16 protein-coding genes are annotated in these 16965 nt (G+C 64.8%); 11 read left to right on the top strand and 5 right to left on the bottom strand.

The annotated features are described in order from the left end of the window. Both ABIA40_RS32630 and ABIA40_RS32625 read right to left on the bottom strand, forming a co-directional pair. On the bottom strand, window positions 1-660 hold the full coding sequence (locus ABIA40_RS32630; RefSeq protein WP_198399951.1) for an acyl-homoserine-lactone synthase: 660 nt from the start codon (window positions 658-660) through the stop codon (window positions 1-3). Between the two features lie 83 nt (window positions 661-743). Beyond that, on the bottom strand, window positions 744-1472 hold the full coding sequence (locus ABIA40_RS32625) for a LuxR family transcriptional regulator (protein ID WP_157286586.1): 729 nt from the start codon (window positions 1470-1472) through the stop codon (window positions 744-746). Between the two features lie 165 nt (window positions 1473-1637). Between ABIA40_RS32625 and ABIA40_RS32620 the strand changes: the two genes are divergently transcribed. The 10 genes from ABIA40_RS32620 to ABIA40_RS32575 all read left to right on the top strand — a co-directional run bounded on the left by ABIA40_RS32620 (window position 1638) and on the right by ABIA40_RS32575 (window position 12245). Beyond that, a complete protein-coding gene (locus tag ABIA40_RS32620; protein WP_157286587.1) occupies window positions 1638-1814 on the top strand; it encodes a hypothetical protein in 177 nt (58 codons plus the stop codon). A gap of 799 nt (window positions 1815-2613) precedes the next feature. Beyond that, entirely contained in the window at window positions 2614-3552 is a 939-nt protein-coding gene (locus ABIA40_RS32615) for a LysR family transcriptional regulator (RefSeq protein ID WP_036042797.1), read from the top strand. Window positions 3553-3684: 132 nt separating this feature from the next. Further along, window positions 3685-4560: a shikimate dehydrogenase gene (locus ABIA40_RS32610; RefSeq protein WP_404545380.1), complete on the top strand. Its 876-nt coding sequence runs from the start codon at window positions 3685-3687 to the stop codon at window positions 4558-4560. A gap of 56 nt (window positions 4561-4616) precedes the next feature. Next, window positions 4617-5747, top strand: a complete 1131-nt coding sequence (locus tag ABIA40_RS32605; protein ID WP_275501396.1) for an ABC transporter substrate-binding protein — start codon at window positions 4617-4619, stop codon at window positions 5745-5747. 217 nt (window positions 5748-5964) lie between these two features. Further along, a complete protein-coding gene (locus ABIA40_RS32600; RefSeq protein WP_271546399.1) occupies window positions 5965-6840 on the top strand; it encodes a branched-chain amino acid ABC transporter permease in 876 nt (291 codons plus the stop codon). After that, on the top strand, window positions 6837-7835 hold the full coding sequence (locus tag ABIA40_RS32595) for a branched-chain amino acid ABC transporter permease (protein WP_404545377.1): 999 nt from the start codon (window positions 6837-6839) through the stop codon (window positions 7833-7835). Before ABIA40_RS32600 ends, ABIA40_RS32595 begins: the two co-directional genes overlap by 4 nt. Beyond that, on the top strand, window positions 7832-8575 hold the full coding sequence (locus ABIA40_RS32590; RefSeq protein ID WP_036001814.1) for an ABC transporter ATP-binding protein: 744 nt from the start codon (window positions 7832-7834) through the stop codon (window positions 8573-8575). The genes ABIA40_RS32595 and ABIA40_RS32590 overlap by 4 nt, the downstream gene beginning before the upstream one ends. 9 nt (window positions 8576-8584) lie before the next feature. Next, window positions 8585-9322, top strand: a complete 738-nt coding sequence (locus tag ABIA40_RS32585; RefSeq protein WP_404545375.1) for an ABC transporter ATP-binding protein — start codon at window positions 8585-8587, stop codon at window positions 9320-9322. Beyond that, on the top strand, window positions 9319-10377 hold the full coding sequence (locus ABIA40_RS32580; protein ID WP_404545373.1) for a Gfo/Idh/MocA family protein: 1059 nt from the start codon (window positions 9319-9321) through the stop codon (window positions 10375-10377). The genes ABIA40_RS32585 and ABIA40_RS32580 overlap by 4 nt, the downstream gene beginning before the upstream one ends. Then, window positions 10374-12245 (top strand): bifunctional sugar phosphate isomerase/epimerase/4-hydroxyphenylpyruvate dioxygenase family protein, encoded by a 1872-nt coding sequence (locus tag ABIA40_RS32575; RefSeq protein ID WP_404545371.1) that lies wholly within the window; start codon window positions 10374-10376, stop codon window positions 12243-12245. Before ABIA40_RS32580 ends, ABIA40_RS32575 begins: the two co-directional genes overlap by 4 nt. A 283-nt stretch (window positions 12246-12528) precedes the next feature. Here ABIA40_RS32575 and ABIA40_RS32570 read toward each other — a convergent pair whose 3' ends face one another. Continuing rightward, a complete protein-coding gene (locus tag ABIA40_RS32570; RefSeq protein WP_404545369.1) occupies window positions 12529-13701 on the bottom strand; it encodes an ABC transporter substrate-binding protein in 1173 nt (390 codons plus the stop codon). A 322-nt stretch (window positions 13702-14023) separates the two neighbouring features. Here ABIA40_RS32570 and ABIA40_RS32565 point away from each other — a divergent pair, with 322 nt between their 5' ends. Beyond that, complete coding sequence (locus ABIA40_RS32565) at window positions 14024-15286, top strand: NAD(P)/FAD-dependent oxidoreductase (protein WP_404545367.1); 1263 nt, start codon at window positions 14024-14026, stop codon at window positions 15284-15286. Between the two features lie 88 nt (window positions 15287-15374). Here ABIA40_RS32565 and ABIA40_RS32560 read toward each other — a convergent pair whose 3' ends face one another. After that, window positions 15375-16586 (bottom strand): ABC transporter substrate-binding protein, encoded by a 1212-nt coding sequence (locus ABIA40_RS32560; protein WP_404545365.1) that lies wholly within the window; start codon window positions 16584-16586, stop codon window positions 15375-15377. A gap of 48 nt (window positions 16587-16634) precedes the next feature. Continuing rightward, on the bottom strand, window positions 16635-16958 hold the full coding sequence (locus tag ABIA40_RS32555) for a 2Fe-2S iron-sulfur cluster-binding protein (RefSeq protein WP_057028474.1): 324 nt from the start codon (window positions 16956-16958) through the stop codon (window positions 16635-16637). Between the last annotated feature and the right edge of the window lie 7 nt (window positions 16959-16965).

Below are 16965 nucleotides of genomic sequence, written 5' to 3'. Positions count from 1 at the left end.
TCAGGCGCTCTTTCGTTGCGCGGCAACATGACCGCAGAGGTTGGCACGGGCGACGGCATTGAGACGAGGGCCGTCCTGCTGCACGACCGAAGCCGTGCCGATCCGACGATGCAGGACATCGAGCGTCTCCCGACGAATGTCGATGGTCGCCGCCATGGTCCATGCGTTCTCGACCAGAGCCGGCAGACCGAGCGGCGTCACGACGAAGCCTGCTTCATGGAAGCGCGGCAACCACCAGGTCTCCATGATCGCGCTGACCCGCGCGATACCCTGATCGAGGCAGAACTCCTGCACCGCAGCCATCAGTTGCAGGTTGAGCGCGCCGTCGCGACGATCGCGCACGACGAAGTAGCGCGACCATTCCCACACCAGCGGATCGGCCGGCCAGCCGCGAACCGCCGCCAGATGCGGAAACACCTCACTCATCATCGACGGCTTGGTGGTCGGATAGAGCCGATGACCGCCCACGACGCGGCGGCCCTCCAGCGCCAGCAGATAGATGGTGTCCTCGTCGTCGTAGGAATCGATCTCGCGGCCGTCCGGCCGGCGCAGCGTCTCCCAACGCCGCTCCTCGACGAAGATGTCGTGACGCAGCCGGAAATGCTGCTCGATGACGTCTTCATAAAGGTGGCGATTTGCCGCGGAAATTGCGTGAATCATGAAAACCCCCATTCATTCTCAATGGAGGCAGAGTCCGCGAAAAGACGCAGCTTCGGTATTGGGAAATTTCCCAGTAAGGCGGCTTACGGAGCGATGATCTTGTTCCGAATCGCCAGCGCGACCGCATGCGTACGGTTGACGGCGCCGAGCTTGCGCGCGGCAGTTGCAAGATGCTCTTCGGCGGTGCGCTGGGTGATGTGCAGGATCTCGCCGATTTCCCAGGCCGACTTCCCCTGCGAAGCCCAGGCGATCACCTCGCGCTCGCGCGGCGTGAGGCGCGTCGACGGATGCGGCATCGGCTCGAGCAGACGGCGAATGTGGTCGAAGCCATACATCGCCATCAGATGCAGCGCCGGCTTGCTGCGGGCGTTGAGGTCGAGATGGACACCGCCGAGCGAGACCGCAGCCTCGTAGCCGGTGAGCCCGTGGATCGGCACGATGAAGCCGCGCGACATGCGGAACTCGCTGGCGCGGTTCATCACCTCGGCCGCATTCGGCTCGAGTTCCGCATCATAGGGCGCTTCCGACCACTCGAACGGATTGACCGACTGACGGCACAACCGCACCACGGGATCGAACCGATCGTAATTGTTCTCGGTGTAGAGGCTGAACCACCCCGCGGGCCAGCGCTTGGCGAGCACCATCTGTGCAAACTGCTGATCGGGATTGGGCAACCCCGTCACGATGATGGTTTCGAAGCCGAAGCGACCGAACGCCGCTTCGAGCGCATTCATGGCCTCTGGTACCTTGCGGTAGGTCTGCAGGCCTTCAATGAAGTCGAGCGCCTCCCGGCCATAGTCTACGGCGGACATCGTACGTTTCCTGACCCTCGCCGCTTTCGTATAGCACGTATTCGCAGACTGCCTCAATTCGCTGTGGCCGTAGTTTCCCGGTGCTCATCCGCTCTGAACATTTAACTACTTGTGGCAGAATTGACGCCACGATACACCTGAGACCGTCGAAGCGGGAAACCAACGATGGAAGACGAGGACATCGCCCTCAACAGCGTGCTCGGCCTGGAATTGAACCGCGTGTTTTTTGCCGTCCGCGAAACGTCGAACAAGCAGAAGATCATCGAGTTTGCGCGCGAGGTGCTGCAGAGCGAGCGCGCGGAGCTGGCCGAGAGCGTGTCGCCGGAAGGGCCGGCGAGCTAGAACGCCGTTGCAACAGCCGAAGCAACAGATCGCGCCACGAGAGCGCCTCTCCATCTGACCGCGCGGATTTTAGTCGAAACACTCTGACTGCGAAATTACTCCGCCATTATCCGTAACGCCTGCTGCGCCCTTACCCTCCCCTGGAGGGGGAAGGTCGGCACGCGGTCGAGCGAAGCGTTGCGTGACGGGGTGGGGTGATCTCTCCACTCGGGCACCGCTTCAATGGATAGACTGTCACCCCACCCCGCTCGCGCTGCGCGCGATCGACCCTCCCCCTCCAGGCAGGGCTATCGCATATGAGCAGTACACCTTCGGGCACGAAAGTCTCCACATCGTCATGGCCGGGCTTGTCCCGGCCATCCACGCCTTGCCACGCAGCACAAAGAACGTGGATGCCCGGGACAAGCCCGGGCATGACGACCTCTGGTGAGGGTGCAAATGCGATAGCCCTCCTCGCAGCCAGCCTATTACATATGGCTCTTTGCGCGAGCTGAGCGCGCGCCTCGTCCTTCGAGACGGCGCTTAGGCGCCTCCTCAGGATGAGGCTAAGCGGCATCGGAGCCCGCTGAAACTAGCGCCACACTCGGTCCTCATCCTGAGGGCCCGCCAACGGCGGGCGTCTCGAAGGATGGCCACAAGCGATATCACTCTCATATGCGATTGCCCTGCCCCTCCAGGGGAGGGTAAGGCAGCGCGCCTCCGGCCACATCGGCGCACACTTGCCGCTGGATGACAGCGCATCTCTCGTGAGATGATCGCCGCCGCGATCTCTTGTCGATGCCAGGGACAGTTCAAGGCCATGATGACGCTGCGCCAGGTCGAAGTGATCCGTGCCGTGATGGTGACGGGCACCATCGGCGGTGCGGCGAAGCTGCTCAACGTCTCGGCGCCGGGGATCAGCCGTCTCGTCAAATACACCGAGCGGTCGCTCGGCATCCGCTTCTTCCAGCGCCAGAACGGGCGCTACTTCCCGACGCCGGAAGCCGAGAACATTTTTGAGCAGATCAACGGCGTCTACAAGAAGGTCGACGACCTCTCCGAGATCATCTCCAAGATCGGCCGCGGCGGCCTGTCGGAGCTGCGCATCGGCTCGGTGCCGAGCATCTCGCAGGTGATGGTGCCGCGTGCGATCGAGCGCGTCCGCCGCCGCTATCCCGATCTCGGCATCGACATCAACATCCTCAAGCTCGAGGAGGCCATCGACTACCTGATGCTCGGCCGCGGCGAGTGCGTGGCGATGAGCTATCGGCTCGAGCATTCCGGGCTCGACTTCATGCCGCTCGCTTCGGGCGAGCTCTATTGCATCGTGCCGCCGGGCCACGAGCTCTCCGGCCGCAAGCAGGTCTCCGCCGCCGAGATCACGCGCTATCCGCTGATCGGCATCGATCCCAACGATCCCTACGGGCGGATCATGGCCGGGATCTTCGCGCGCCACCGGCTCGACTACAACATCACGATCCGCGCGCGCTTCGGCACCACCGTCTGCGCGCTGGTGAAGGCGGGGCTCGGCATCGCCATCATCGACCAGTTCACCGTCGCCCATGGCGGCTATCCCGGCATCGAGCTTCTGAAGATCGCCGAGCCGACGCGGTTCGACACCTACATCGCAGTCAAGCGCGGCACGCCGTTGTCGCTGCATGCGGAGTACTTCATCGAATCTCTGCGCACCGAGATGCGCGCGGTCGAGCCGTCCCGCGGCAGTGGCAAGACCGCCCCTGCCCGCGGGCGGAAGAAATAACATGATGTTAGGTTTGCCAGATAAAAGGGTAATTGTGTTAGGCGGGAGAAAGGCTATCGTCGCAGCTGGAATTGCACGGATTTCCCCGCTAATGGCCGGGGCCGGACGCTCCCTTTGAGACGATAGCGAACCATGTCGAAACGCGGATACGCCGCCAGCAAGAAGCTCCTCATCGGCCTGATCGGCGCCCCGATCGCGCATTCCGCCTCGCCCGCCATGCATGAGCGCGCCGCCGAGGCGCTCGGCCTGCGCGGCCATTACCAGCTTATCGAGGTCGCCGGGGCCGATGCGGCCGGGCTGCGCATGATGCTCGAGGGTGTCCGGCGGCTCGGCTTTGCCGGCGTCAATGTCACCTATCCTTACAAGGAAGCGGTGGCGCCGCTGCTCGACGCGCTGGCGCCGGGCGCAGCCAGCATGGGCGCGGTCAACACCGTCGTCGTCAGGGACGGCCGGCTGACCGGCCACAACACCGACACCACGGGTTTCGCGCGGGCGGTGACGCCATTGCTGGCGCCCTCCGGCAACGCCATCGCCCTGATCGGCGCCGGCGGCGTCGGCAAGGCCATTGCGTTTGCGCTGGCGAGCCGAGAGGTGGCTGACATCCGCATTTTCGACAGCGAGCCGGCGCGCGCCGAGAAGCTGGCCGCCATGCTCGCCCCGCGCGGCGCACGCATCGCCGCCAGCGTCGAGGATGCGCTCGAGGGTGCGACCGGTCTCGTCAACGGCACGCCGGTCGGCATGCTGCCGAACCGTGACACGCCGGTGCCGGCGGGACTGCTCAGGGCGGACCTATGGGTCGCCGACGCCGTCTATTCGCCGCTGATCACGCCGCTGCTGGCCGCAGCGCGAGACAAAGGCGCGAAGATCATGACCGGCCGCGACCTCGCGATCTACCAGGCCGCCGACGCCTTCGAATTGTTCACAGGCCTTGCCCCATGCACCGAGATCATGGGAGAGGCTTTCGACGCCGTGATGGCAGCGCGCAGTGCCGCCTATCAGGCAGCTTGAGGCGAAGCGGCCGGATACAAGGCCGCTTGCAAGGTTTGAAACGGGAGGAGAGGACGATGAAATCAACGCTAGTGGTGGGCGCATTGCTCACCGTCATGACCGCAACGGGCGCCCTTGGCCAGGCCATCAAGCTCGCCAACGTCGCGGAGCTCTCGGGCGGCGGTGCCACCGTCGGCACGAACTGGAAGAACGGCATCGACCTCGCGATCGAGGAGATCAACGCCAAGGGCGGCGTGCTCGGCCGCAAGCTCGAGGTCAGCCACGCCGACTCGCAGTCCAACCCCGGGGTGGCGCGCGCCCAGGTGCAGAAGGCGCTCGACGCCGAGCCCTATGTGCTGCTCGGGCCCGGCTATTCCGGCTCGGTGAAGGTGACCGCGCCGCTCGCGGCCGAAGCCGGCATCGCGCAGATCATGGGCGGCGAGGCCGCCGAGCTGACGCAGACCGGTAACAAGTTCCTGTTCCGCACCTCCTTCGGCCAGCAATCCTCAATGCCGAAGGTCGCAAAGTACATCCACGACGAGATGAAGGCGAAGACCGTTGCGGTGGTCTGGGTCAACAACGATTTCGGCCGCGGTGGCCGCGACGTCGTGGTCAAGGAGCTCGACCGGCTCGGCTCCAAGGTCGTCGCCGATCTCTCCACCGAAGCGGGCCAGGCCGACTTCGCCGCCGACGTCGGCAAGATCAAGGCCGCCAATCCCGACGCCGTGTTCGTCTACCTGAACGAGGAAGAGAGCGCGCGCATCCTGAAAGAGCTGAAGCGCCAGGGCGTCACCGCGCCGCTAATGGGCGAGACCACGCTGATCGGCCAGAAGGTGATCGAGCTTGCCGGCGATGCCGCCAACGGCGCGCGCGGCCATGTCGGCCTCACCACCGACGCGCCGGTCGACCTGGTCAAGGCGTTCCGCGAGAAGTTCTCCAAGAAGTACAATTACGTCCCCGACCATAACGGCCTGAAAGGCTACCTCGCCGTCTACATGGTGAAGGCCACCACGGAAAAGATGGGCAAGGTCGACCCGAAGAAGTTCGCCGACACGCTGCACGGCCTCACCATCAAGGCCGCGGACGAGCCGGGCATCCTGATGGACGTCACCTTCAGCGACACCGGCGACATCGACCGCCAGAGCTTCCTGGTCGAGGTGGTCGAAGGCAAGCAGGTGGTGAAGCAGGTGCTGCCGAAGGTGAAGTGAAGCGTGGCCCTTCTCCCTCGCCCCGCTCTTCGCGGGGAGAGATCCTTCATCTCCCTCTCCCCGCCACTTCGCGGGGAGAGGGCGGGGTGAGGGGCTGCTTCCGCGACGACGGTGACAAGCGAGTACGCGGAGACAGCCCCTCACCCCAACCCTCTCCCCGTAAGTACGGGGAGAGGGAGAGGAAAGAGAGCGGGGAGAGGGAAGGAAAGAGGGGAACATGTCCAACCTATTCGATCTACTGGTCGCGGGACTCGCCACCGGCGCCATCTACGCGCTGGTCGCGGTCGGCTTCACGCTGCTGTGGCAGACCTCGCAGACCATCAATTTCGCGCAAGGCGAGTTCGTGATGCTGCCGGCGTTCCTGATGCTGGCCGCGATGCATGTGGGCGCGCCGTTCTGGCTCGCGATCATCCTCGGCATCCTGCTCTCGCTGATCCTGCTCGGGCTCGCCTTCAAGATGCTGCTGGTGGACCCGATGATGCGTCACGGTGTGCTACCGCTGGCGATCGCGACCATGGCGCTCGCGATCGGCATCAAGGAATCGGTCAAGCAGTTCTACAGCGCGGAGGCTTCACCCTTCCCCTCGATCGTGCCGACCGGCGACATCTCCATCCTCGGCTATGCCGTGTCGCTGCAGAGCATCGGCGTGCTCACTGTTGCCATCCTCGCCGTTCTCGGCCTGACCACGCTGCTGAGCCGTACCTCGCTCGGCCACCAGATGCAGGCGGCGGCGCAGAACCCGACGGTGGCCCGCATCATCGGCGTCCCGGTCGAGCGCATGATCCTGCTGACCTTTCTGATCAACGCCTTCCTGGTGGCGCTGGCCTCGCTGCTGATCACGCCGATCTATCTCGCAAAATTCTCGTCCGGCGAGGTGCTGGGCCAAGCCGCCTTCATCGCCGCGATCGTCGGCGGCTTCAACCAGGTGCGCGGCGCCATCGCCGGCGGCCTGCTGATCGGCGTACTCGACAATCTCGCGGCGGCCTATGTCTCGACGCAGTATCGCGCCGCCGTGCCGATGATGTTCCTGATCGCCGTCATCCTGTTCCGGCCGCAGGGCTTGCTCGGCCGTGCCGAGGAGCGCACCGTATGAGCGGCATCGCCAAACCCCTGAAGATCGCGCTCGGCCTTGCCGTCATCGCCGCGCTGATCATCGTCCCCATGAACTTCAACCGCTACGGCCTGTTCATCCTGAGCCAATGGGCGGTGATGAGCATCGCCGCGATGGGGCTCAACCTCACGCTCGGCTATGCCGGCCAGGTCTCGCTGGCGCAAGGCGCCTTCGTCGGCATCGGCGCCTATGCCGCCGCGATCATGACCACACATGGCTGGCCGCTGCCGGCGGCGATCCTGGTGGCGATCGTCTTGAGCTTTGCGATCGGCTGGGTGCTCGGCTATCCCGCACTGCGCGTGCAGCACCATTACCTCGCCTTCGTCACCCTCGCCTTTTCCACCCTCGCCTTCCTGGTGTTCCGCAACGAGAGCTGGCTGACCGGCGGCATCTACGGCATCTCCAACATCCCACGTCCGCACATCTTCGGCATCGCGACCGCCAAGCCGCTGCCGTTCTACTATGTCTGCCTCGGCTCGCTCGCGATCGTCTCGCTTGCGGTGTGGTGGCTGATCCGTTCGCCCTGGGGCCGTGCCTTCATGGCGTTGCGCGAGAATCCGTTGCGCGCGCAATCCCTCGGCGTCGACACCCGCCGCTACACGCTGATGGCCTTCGCGATCGGCTCGGCGCTCGGCGGCGTCGCCGGAGCGCTCTATGCGCCGCTGACGCAATATATCGATCCGGTGCCGTTCAACCTGTCGCTCTCGCTCGACCTCCTCTTGATGGTGATCGTCGGCGGCGCCGGCTTCTATTTCGGCCCCTTCCTCGGCGCGATGATCGCGGTGCTGCTGCCGGAATGGCTGCGCTTCACGGAAGGCTACTACCTGATGCTCTACGCGGTGGCCGTGATGCTGCTGCTGATCTGGTCGCCGACCGGCATTCTCGGAATCCTCGACCGATATCTTGCCGAACGCCGCACCAAGGCGGCGTCCGCGCTGCGCGCCGTCGCAAAGTCGCGCCTGGAGACGGCACAATGAGTGCGGTCCTCGAAGTCACCGACATCAAGAAGAGCTTTGGCGGCATCCACGCCGTCAACGGGGTCTCGTTCGACGTGCGCGAGGGCGAGATCCTCGGCCTGATCGGGCCGAACGGCTGCGGCAAGTCCACATTGTTCAACTGCATCCTCGGCCAGCTCACGCCGACCGGCGGCGAAGTCAAGCTCGACGGACAGGTCGTCACGGGCCTGCGCCCCTCCGAGCTCAACAAGCTCGGGGTCAGCCGCACCTTCCAGCTGTTGCAGGTGTTCCCAAAGCTCTCGGTGCGCGAGAACCTGATCCTCGCCGGACAGGAGCACCAGGGCAACATGGCCTCGCGCCTGGTCGGCCGCTCCGATGCCGGGCTGACCGAGGCCGCCAACCAGATGATCGGCTTCTTCAAGCTCGACCATCTCGCCGACGAGCCGGCCGGGGGCCTGTCCTATGGTCAGCAAAAACTGCTCGATGCCGCCATGGCCTTCATGGGGGGCTCGCGCCTGGTGCTGCTCGACGAGCCAGCCGGCGGCGTCAACCCGTCGATGCTGGCGGACCTCAAGGAGCGCCTGGTCGCGATCAACCGCGAGAAGAACGCCACCTTCGTCGTGATCGAGCACAATATGGAGTTCGTGATGTCGCTGTGCTCGCGCGTGATGGTGATGGCGGAAGGCAAGGTGCTGGCGATGGGCCGGCCCGACGAGGTGCGGAAGAACCCCGCCGTGATCGAAGCCTATCTCGGACATTAGGAGCGCGTAATGAGCGATCCCATTCTCTCAGTCCACAATCTCGTCGGCGGCTACGGCAAGATGACGATCTTGAACGGCACGACGTTTGCCGTTCCTTCAGCCACGATCACGACGATCATCGGTCCGAACGGCGCCGGCAAATCGACGGTGTTCAAGGCCATCTTCGGCCTGCTCAAGCTGCGTGAAGGCAAGATCAGCTTCGCCGGCCGCGACGTCACCAATCTGAGCCAGCGCGCGCTGCTCAACGCCGGCATCTGCTACGTGCCGCAAGGCCGCAACATCTTTCCCGAGCTGTCGGTGCGCCACAATATCGAGCTCGGCGGCGTCGCCGCCGACAAGGGGCTCGACCTGCCCAAACGGATCGAGGCGGCGCTCGACCTGTTTCCGGCATTGCGGCGCAAGTCCGCGCAGCAGGCCTCCACGCTGTCAGGCGGCGAGCAGAAGCAGCTCGAGATCGCCCGCTCGCTGCTGCTCGAGCCGAAGCTGGTGCTGGTCGACGAGCCTTCGATCGGCCTGTCGCCGCTGATGGTGCAGCAGACCTTCGATATTCTCAAGAGCTTGCGCGATCGCGGCGTCACCATCCTGATGATCGAGCAGAACGCGCGCTCGGCGCTGGAGATCTCCGACATCGGCATCGTGCTCGAGCTTGGCCAGACCCGCATGATCGATGACGCCAGGCGCATTCTGAACGATCCGCGCATCGGGCAGCTCTTCCTCGGCGGCGCCATGGAGGAGAGCGCGGCATGAGCGCGAAGATGCGGATCGCCGTGGCCGGCGCCGGCCTGATCGGCCGTCGGCATATCGAGTTGATCGAGTCCTCCGGGGATTGCGTGCTTGCCGGCATCGCGGACCCCTCGCCCGCCGCCAAGGAGTATGCGCTGGCGCATGGCGTGCCCTGCTATGCGGACCATCGTGCCCTGCTCGCAGAAGAGAGGCCCGACGGCCTCATCATTGCCTCGCCCAACACGCTGCACTTGCCGATGGCGCTCGACTGCGCCGAATCCGGCATACCGGCTCTGATCGAGAAGCCTGTGACCGAGACGGTTGCCACCGCGCAACGCCTGTGCGCGGCGGTGAGACGCACCGGCGTGCCGATGCTGGTCGGCCATCATCGGCGGCACAATCCGATCATCAAGTCGGCCCGCGAGGCCGTGACGAACGGAAAGCTCGGCCAGCTCACGGCCGTGGTCGGGCTGTGGCTCCTCAAGAAGCCCGACGATTATTTCGAAGTCGCCTGGCGGCGCGAGGCAGGCGGCGGGCCACTGCTGATCAATCTCATCCACGACATCGACAATCTCCGCTTCATCTGCGGTGAGATCGTCGAGGTGCAGGCGCTGACCTCGAACAAGGTGCGCGGCTTCGCGGTCGAGGATACTGCCGCGCTGCTGCTGCGCTTTGCCAACGGCGCGCTGGGCACGGTGACCGTGTCGGATGCGACGCCGGCGCCGTGGAGCTGGGAGCTCTCCTCGGGCGAGAACCCGGCCTATCCCAGGCAGGATCAGCCCTGCTACATCTTCGCAGGGACTGCGGGTTCGCTCTCCGTGCCGAACATGGAGCTGTGGTCATACATGGAGCAGCCCGGCTGGTACGCGCCGCTGTCGCGCGCGACCATCGCGCCGCCCGCGTTCGATCCGCTGATCGAGCAGCTCCGGCATTTCTGCGCAATGATTGCCGGCCACGAACAGCCGCTGATCTCGGTCAAGGACGCAATGGGAACGCTTGCCGTCGTCGAAGCCGTCAGCGCGGCCGCGCGTACCGGGCAAACGATCTCGCCGGGGCAGATTATGGAGCAGGCCGCATGAACAAGCGCTCGATCGCCACCGTCTCCCTCTCAGGCAGCCTCGACGAAAAGCTCCGCGCCATCGCCGCCGCGGGCTTCGATGCGGTCGAAATCTTCGAGAACGACCTGCTGTCGTTCGGCGCCGGCCCACGCGATATCGCGATGATGTGCACGGACCTCAATCTCGATATCTGTGCGTTCCAGCCGTTCCGCGATTTCGAGGGCATGCCGGAGCCGCAGCGCGCGCGCAACTTCGCCCGCGCGGAGCGGAAGTTCGATCTGATGCAGGAGCTCGGCACCGATCTCTTGCTGATCTGCTCCAACGTCTCACCCGCCGCGCTCGGCGGCATCGACCGCGCGGCTGACGATTTTCGCGAGCTCGGCGAGCGCGCCGCGAAACGTCGTTTGCGCGTCGGCTATGAGGCGCTGGCCTGGGGCCGCCACGTCAACGATTATCGCGACGCCTGGGAGATCGTGCGTCGCGCCGATCATCCCGCGATTGGCGTCATCCTCGACAGCTTTCATGCGCTGGCACCTGGCTTTCCGACCCGCGCCATGGCCTCGATCCCCGGCGACAAGATCTTTCTGGTGCAGCTCTCCGACGCGCCAAGGCTCGAGCTCGACATCCTGTCATTGAGCCGGCACTTCCGCTCCTTCCCCGGCCAGGGCGACCTTCCGGTCGGCGCGTTCATGGCGGCGATCGCAGCGACCGGCTATGCCGGACCGCTGTCGCTGGAAATCTTCAACGACCAGTTCCGCGCCGGCTCGGCCGCACAGACCGCCGTCGACGGCCTGCGCTCGCTGATCCTGCTGGAGGACCAGCTCGCACCGGACTGGCCGAATTTCGCCGGCAAGGCGCTGGCCCCGAAGGCGAAGAGCCGCGGCACCGGCTTCATCGAATTTGCCGTCAACGAGAGCAAGGCCGCCGAGCTTGGCCGCCTGTTCTCGCAGCTCGGCTTCCGCAAGAGCGGCCAGCACCGCAGCAAGGCGGTGGAGCGCTGGTCGCAGGGCAAGGTCGAGCTCGTCGTCAATTGCGAGACCGACGGCTTTGCGCATTCGCACTATGTCACCCACGGGCCCGGCGTCTGCGCCATCGCGCTCGACGTCGACGCTGCCGGCCGCGCCATGCAGCGCGCCGAGACGCTGAAGGCGCGCACCTTCTACCAGCCGGTCGGGCCGGGTGAACTCGAGATTCCCGCGATCCATGGCGTCGGCGGCAGCCTGCTCTATTTTCTCGACCAGGCCGGCAAGAACTGGGACACCGATTTCGAGCCTGTCGCAAGCGATTCAAGCGCCGATGCCCTGCTCGCGGTCGACCACATCGCGCAGTCGATGCCCTATGACGAGATGCTGACCTGGCTGTTGTTCTACACCGGCATTCTCGATCTGAAGCGCCTGCCGCAGATGGAGATCGCCGACCCCAGGGGCCTCGTGCAGAGCCAGGCCGTCATCAACGCCGACCAAAGCCTGCGCTTCGTGCTCAACGGCTCCTCGGCCAACCGCACCCTGCCGGCGCGCTTCATCTCGGAGTTCTTCGGCTCCGGCGTACAGCATGTCGCCTTCGCGTGTCAGGACATTTTTGCGACCGTCGCGGCGATGCGCCAGCGCGGCGCGGGTTTCCTGGACATCCCCGACAATTACTACGACGACATCGAAGCCAAATACGATCTTGCGCCCGAACTGATGGCGCAGCTGCGCGCCAACCACATCCTCTACGACCGCGAGGGCGACGGCGAGTTCTTCCAGGTCTACACCCACATCTTCGACGAGCGCTTCTTCTTCGAGATCGTCGAGCGCAGGAACTATCAGGGTTTTGGCGCGGCCAACGCCGGCATCAGGCTCGCAGCGCAAGCGCGCGAGGTGCGCCCCGCAAACATGCCGAGGGTGTAGGTCTTCGCCTCTCCCAATCTGCGGGAAGAGGCCGACGCGCGTAGCGCGGGTGAGCGGCCTCCGCGAGACACATATCCGCTGGGACGACGGTCTCTCAACACGTCATTGCGAGCGCAGCGAAGCAATCCAGAATCCCTCCGCGGAAAGACTCTGGATTGCTTCGCTGCGCGCTCGCAATGACGGTGTGGGACTGGCGAGGAATTCGAGCAACTCCGTCCTCGGGGAGAGAGCCCCTCACCCCACCCCTCTCCCGGTAAGAACGGGGAGAGGGAGAGGAGAGATCTCACTTCATCTTGCACTTCTCGTGGAAGCGATCCTGGTCGTTCTCGACGATGGTGGCGACGGTCTTCAGGGCGAGCTGGCCTTCGGAATCCTTGACCACGTCCTGCAGGTAGAAGTTCTGGATCGGGATGTGGTTGTTGCCGAACTTGAACGCGCCGCGCACCGACTTGAAGTTGGCCTTCTCCATCTCGGTCTTCATCTCGTCCTTCTTGGAGGTGTCACCCTTCACGGCGACGACGGCGCTGTTGATCAGGTTCGCGGCGTCATAGGATTGCGCACCGTAGAAGGTCGGGCGCAGGCCGGGATACTTCTTGCGGTAGTCGGCGACGAAGCGCTTGTTCTGCTCGTTGGGGAGGTCATTGACCCATTGCTGCGCACCGGGCACCCCGAGCGCATTCTCCTTCTGGAGCGGCAGCGAGAGCTCGTCGATGGTGAAGGCGGTGTAGAGCGGCATCGTGCTCTTCAGTCCGGCCTGCGCATATTGATTGAGGAATTGCACGCCGGCGGCACCGGGGTAGAACACGAAGATCGACTCGGCGCCGGAGGCGCGCGCCTTGGAGAGCTCGGCGGAGAAGTCGAGCTGGCTCGGCCACACCGTGTATTCCTCACCCACGACCTGTCCCTTGAAGGTGCTCTTGACGCCGGCCAGCATGTCCTTGCCGGCGGCGTAGTTCGGGCCGATCAGGAACACCGACTTGACGCCCTTCTGGTTCATATAGGTGCCGACCGCCTGCGGGGTCTGGTCGTTCTGCCAGGAGGTCGAGAACACGTAAGGCGAGCACAGCTCGCCCGCGAGCTGCGACGGACCGGCATTGGCCGAGATCAGGAAGGTCTTCGAATCGACCGCGGTCTTGAGCGAGGCGAGCAGCACGTTCGACCAGATATAGCCGACGATGAAGTCGACCTTGTCCGACTGCACCAGCTTCTCGGTCTTCTGCTTGCCGACGTCGGGCTTCTGCCCGTCGTCCTCGTAGAGCACCTCCACCGGCTTGCCGCCCATCTTGCGGCCGAGATGATCGAGCGCGAGCTCGAACGAATTGCGCATGTCGTTGCCGATCACGGCGGTCGGGCCGCTGAAGGTCGAGACGAAGCCGATCTTGATGGTGTCTCCGGCGAATGCCTGATTTGCCAGCACCAGCGCCGCTGCGCCCGCCAGCCAGAATGCCGTCCTCATAACACTCCCTCCTTAATTATCGGTCCTGGAAGCAGGGTGATCGCCGCTCCAGGCCTGTCTCTATTGAACGCAAAATCTGTCGCGCCGCCAATGGCTCAGCGCCCGCCCTGCACCATATTTCGCCCCGATTGGAGATGGCAAGAATTATAATTCTACTCACTTCGGCCGAGGCCGGCCCAGGGCCGGTCCGGGAGGCCGCGGCGCTTTTTCGCGCCGGATCGATACAGCAGGCCTATGCGACGATTGATGACCTCTATTGGACCGCGGCGCCCAATCCGCACTTAAATGAAGGCGAGCAGCAGCGAGATTCGAGGGTTAAATCATGGCCGCAAATCCCCATCGCGTCGTCATCGTTGGCGCCGGCTTCGGCGGGCTGGAGGCGACTTACCGGCTTGCGGGCGCTCCCGTCGAGATCACGCTGATCGACCGCCGCAATCATCATCTATTCCAGCCCCTGCTCTACCAGGTCGCGACCGCCTCGCTCGCAACCAGCGAGATCGCCTGGCCGATCCGTCATCTCATGCGCGACCGGCGCGAGGTGACGACGCTGTTCGCCGCCGTGAGCGGCGTCGATGCCGAGCGACGCTGCGTGCTGATCGACGACGGCAGCGAGGTGCCCTACGACACGCTGGTGCTGGCCACCGGCGCGCGGCACGCCTATTTCGGCCACGATGAATGGGAACAGTTCGCGCCCGGCCTGAAGACGCTGGAGGATGCGACCACCTTGCGCCGGCACATCCTGGTGGCGTTCGAGCGCGCTGAGCGCGAGACCGATCCGAAGCGGCGCGCGGCGCGGCTGACCTTCGTGATCGTCGGCGCCGGCCCGACCGGCGTCGAGCTCGCCGGCACCATCGCCGAGATGGCGCATCACACCCTGCCCGCCGATTTCCGCAACATCGACACGCACAAGGCCCGCGTCGTGCTGATCGAGGCGGGTCCGCGCGTGCTCGCCGGCTTTCCCGACGAGCTCTCGGCCTATGCGCAGGCCTCGCTGGAAAAGATCGGCGTCGAGGTCGTGCTCGGGCAGGCCGTCACCGAGATCAACCGCGAGGGCGTCGTGTTCGGCGGCAAGCTGCTCGAGGCCAAGGCGCGGATCTGGGCCGCCGGCGTGCGCGCCTCGCCCGCCGCCGAATGGCTCGGCGCGCCGAGCGATCGTGCCGGGCGCGTGCTGGTCGAGGCCGACCTCACCATTCCAGGCCATCCCGAGATCTTCGCGATCGGGGATACCGTCAGCATCAACGCCTGGGACGGCAAGCCGGTGCCCGGCATCGCGCCGGCCGCCAAGCAGCAGGGCCGCCATGTCGCCGAGACCATCAAAGCGCGCCTGCGCGGTGCTGCGACCGGCCCGTTCCGCTACAAGCATTCCGGCAACCTCGCGCAGATCGGCAAGCGGCTCGCGATCATCGATTTCGGCAGGATCAAGCTGCGCGGCACGATCGCGTGGTGGATCTGGGGCATCGCCCACATCTACTTCCTGATCGGCCTGCGCCATCGTCTCAGCGTCGCGCTGAGCTGGCTCTGGATCTACGCGCGAGACCAGCGCGCGGCGCGGTTGATCACGCAGGGGTCGAGCAAGGTGGTGTAGGCCCTCTTCCCTTCTCCCCTTGTGGGAGAAGGTGGCGCGAAGCCACCCTCCCCACAAGGGGAGAGGGTGCAGTTGCGCACTTGTATAGCTACTTCACCAGCTCACATCCGCCTTCCGCCAGCGGGCGGAACGCCTGATCGGCGGGAATGGTCGAGACCAGCCTGTAATAGTCGTACGGATATTTCGACTCCTCCGGCTTCTTCACCTCGAACAGGTACATCGGATGCACGACACGACCGTCCTGACGGATCGCGGTGTCGCCGAACAGCTTGTCCTTGCCCTTGAACTTCTTCATCTCGGGCACGACCTGCTTGGCATTGTCGCTGCCGGTGGCGGCGACGGCGTTGAGATAAGCGAGCGTGGAAGCATAGACTCCGGCCTGATTGCCGCTCGGCATCTTGCCGTTCATGCCGGGCCGTGCAGCAAAACGCTTGGCGAACGCGCGGGTATCATCGTTCATATCCCAGTAGAAGGCTTCCATGAGCTGGAGGCCCTGCGCGACCTTGATGCCCATGCCGTGAACGTCGTTGATGAAGAGCAGGAAGGCGACGAGCTTCTGGCCGCTTTGCTGGATGCCGAATTCGGCGGCCTGCTTCACCGCGTTGATGGTGTCGCCGCCTGCATTGGCGAGCCCGATGACCTGCGCCTTCGAGCTTTGCGCCTGCAGCAGGAAGGACGCGAAATCGGAGGTGCCGAGCGGATGCTTTGACGAGCCGATCACCTTGCCGCCGTGACCCTCGATGTATTTCTGCGCCTCCGCCTCGATGCCCTTGCCGAGCGCGTAATCGACCGTGAGGAAATACCAGTCCTTGCCGCCGCGCGACACCATGGCAGCTGCGGTGGTGTTGCCGGTCGCCCAGGCATCGTTGACCCATTGGATGGTGTTGGGCGAGCACGCTTTGCCGGTCAGATCCGAGCTCGCCGTCGATGACGCCAGGAAGGTCATGCGGCTGTCGCGCAGAAGCGCGTTGATGGAAAGACCGACGGCCGAGTTCGGCACGTCGACGATCGCGTCGACGCCCTCGACGTCCAGCCATTTGCGCGCGATGGCGTTGCCGACATCGGCCTTGTTCTGGTGATCCGCATAGACGATCTCGACCTTGATGCCCTTGCCGCCGCCGTTGAAATCCTCCGCCGCCATCCGCGCGGCCTCGACCGAGCCCATGCCATTGGTGTCCTGGAAGATGCCGGAGATGTCGTTGAGCACGCCGATGCGCACGACGTTGTCCGATATTTCGGCGTTGGCCGCACCGGTCACCAAGCTCGCAGCCAGCGCGAGCGTCCACTTCAGATGTTTCATCATTCCCTCCCTGTTTGATATTTTGCGAAGATCCGACGGCTTGGCAGATCAGACCTGCCGCTCTGGCAACTTCAGGACGAGCCCATCGAGATCGGGCGTGATCGTGATCTGACAGGACAGCCGGCTCGTCGGTCGCCGCTCAGCGGCGGTGCCGTCGAGCAGCGCATCCTCGTCGTCGGCCATCGCAGGCAGGCGCGCGAGCCAGCTCTCGTCGACATAGACATGGCAGGTCGCGCACATCGCGTTGCCGCCGCATTCGGCCAGAATGCCGTCGAGGCCGTGACGGGTCGCGGCCTGCATGGCGCTCTCACCGCCCGCGGTCTCGACGCGATCGGACTTGCCGTCGGGATGGATGAAGGTAATGGCAGGCATCAAGCTC

Source organism: Bradyrhizobium sp. USDA 223, from assembly GCF_044909005.1.
Lineage (GTDB): Bacteria > Pseudomonadota > Alphaproteobacteria > Rhizobiales > Xanthobacteraceae > Bradyrhizobium > Bradyrhizobium yuanmingense.
The sequence above is the reverse complement of the archived record's forward strand: the minus strand, read 5'-3'. Positions and strand labels throughout refer to the sequence as shown.

Bases quoted from the DNA above. Each gene is read 5' to 3' on its own strand.
- ABIA40_RS32625 (WP_157286586.1), bottom strand. From the start codon at position 1,472: ATGTCCGCCGTAGACTATGGCCGGGAGGCGCTCGACTTCATTGAAGGC.
- ABIA40_RS32560 (WP_404545365.1), bottom strand. From the start codon at position 16,586: ATGAAACATCTGAAGTGGACGCTCGCGCTGGCTGCGAGCTTGGTGACC.
- ABIA40_RS32620 (WP_157286587.1), top strand. From the start codon at position 1,638: ATGGAAGACGAGGACATCGCCCTCAACAGCGTGCTCGGCCTGGAATTG.
- ABIA40_RS32630 (WP_198399951.1), bottom strand. From the start codon at position 660: ATGATTCACGCAATTTCCGCGGCAAATCGCCACCTTTATGAAGACGTC.
- ABIA40_RS32570 (WP_404545369.1), bottom strand. From the start codon at position 13,701: ATGAGGACGGCATTCTGGCTGGCGGGCGCAGCGGCGCTGGTGCTGGCA.
- ABIA40_RS32615 (WP_036042797.1), top strand. From the start codon at position 2,614: ATGATGACGCTGCGCCAGGTCGAAGTGATCCGTGCCGTGATGGTGACG.
- ABIA40_RS32580 (WP_404545373.1), top strand. From the start codon at position 9,319: ATGAGCGCGAAGATGCGGATCGCCGTGGCCGGCGCCGGCCTGATCGGC.
- ABIA40_RS32565 (WP_404545367.1), top strand. From the start codon at position 14,024: ATGGCCGCAAATCCCCATCGCGTCGTCATCGTTGGCGCCGGCTTCGGC.
- ABIA40_RS32605 (WP_275501396.1), top strand. From the start codon at position 4,617: ATGAAATCAACGCTAGTGGTGGGCGCATTGCTCACCGTCATGACCGCA.
- ABIA40_RS32610 (WP_404545380.1), top strand. From the start codon at position 3,685: ATGTCGAAACGCGGATACGCCGCCAGCAAGAAGCTCCTCATCGGCCTG.
- ABIA40_RS32575 (WP_404545371.1), top strand. From the start codon at position 10,374: ATGAACAAGCGCTCGATCGCCACCGTCTCCCTCTCAGGCAGCCTCGAC.
- ABIA40_RS32590 (WP_036001814.1), top strand. From the start codon at position 7,832: ATGAGTGCGGTCCTCGAAGTCACCGACATCAAGAAGAGCTTTGGCGGC.
- ABIA40_RS32555 (WP_057028474.1), bottom strand. From the start codon at position 16,958: ATGCCTGCCATTACCTTCATCCATCCCGACGGCAAGTCCGATCGCGTC.
- ABIA40_RS32600 (WP_271546399.1), top strand. From the start codon at position 5,965: ATGTCCAACCTATTCGATCTACTGGTCGCGGGACTCGCCACCGGCGCC.
- ABIA40_RS32585 (WP_404545375.1), top strand. From the start codon at position 8,585: ATGAGCGATCCCATTCTCTCAGTCCACAATCTCGTCGGCGGCTACGGC.
- ABIA40_RS32595 (WP_404545377.1), top strand. From the start codon at position 6,837: ATGAGCGGCATCGCCAAACCCCTGAAGATCGCGCTCGGCCTTGCCGTC.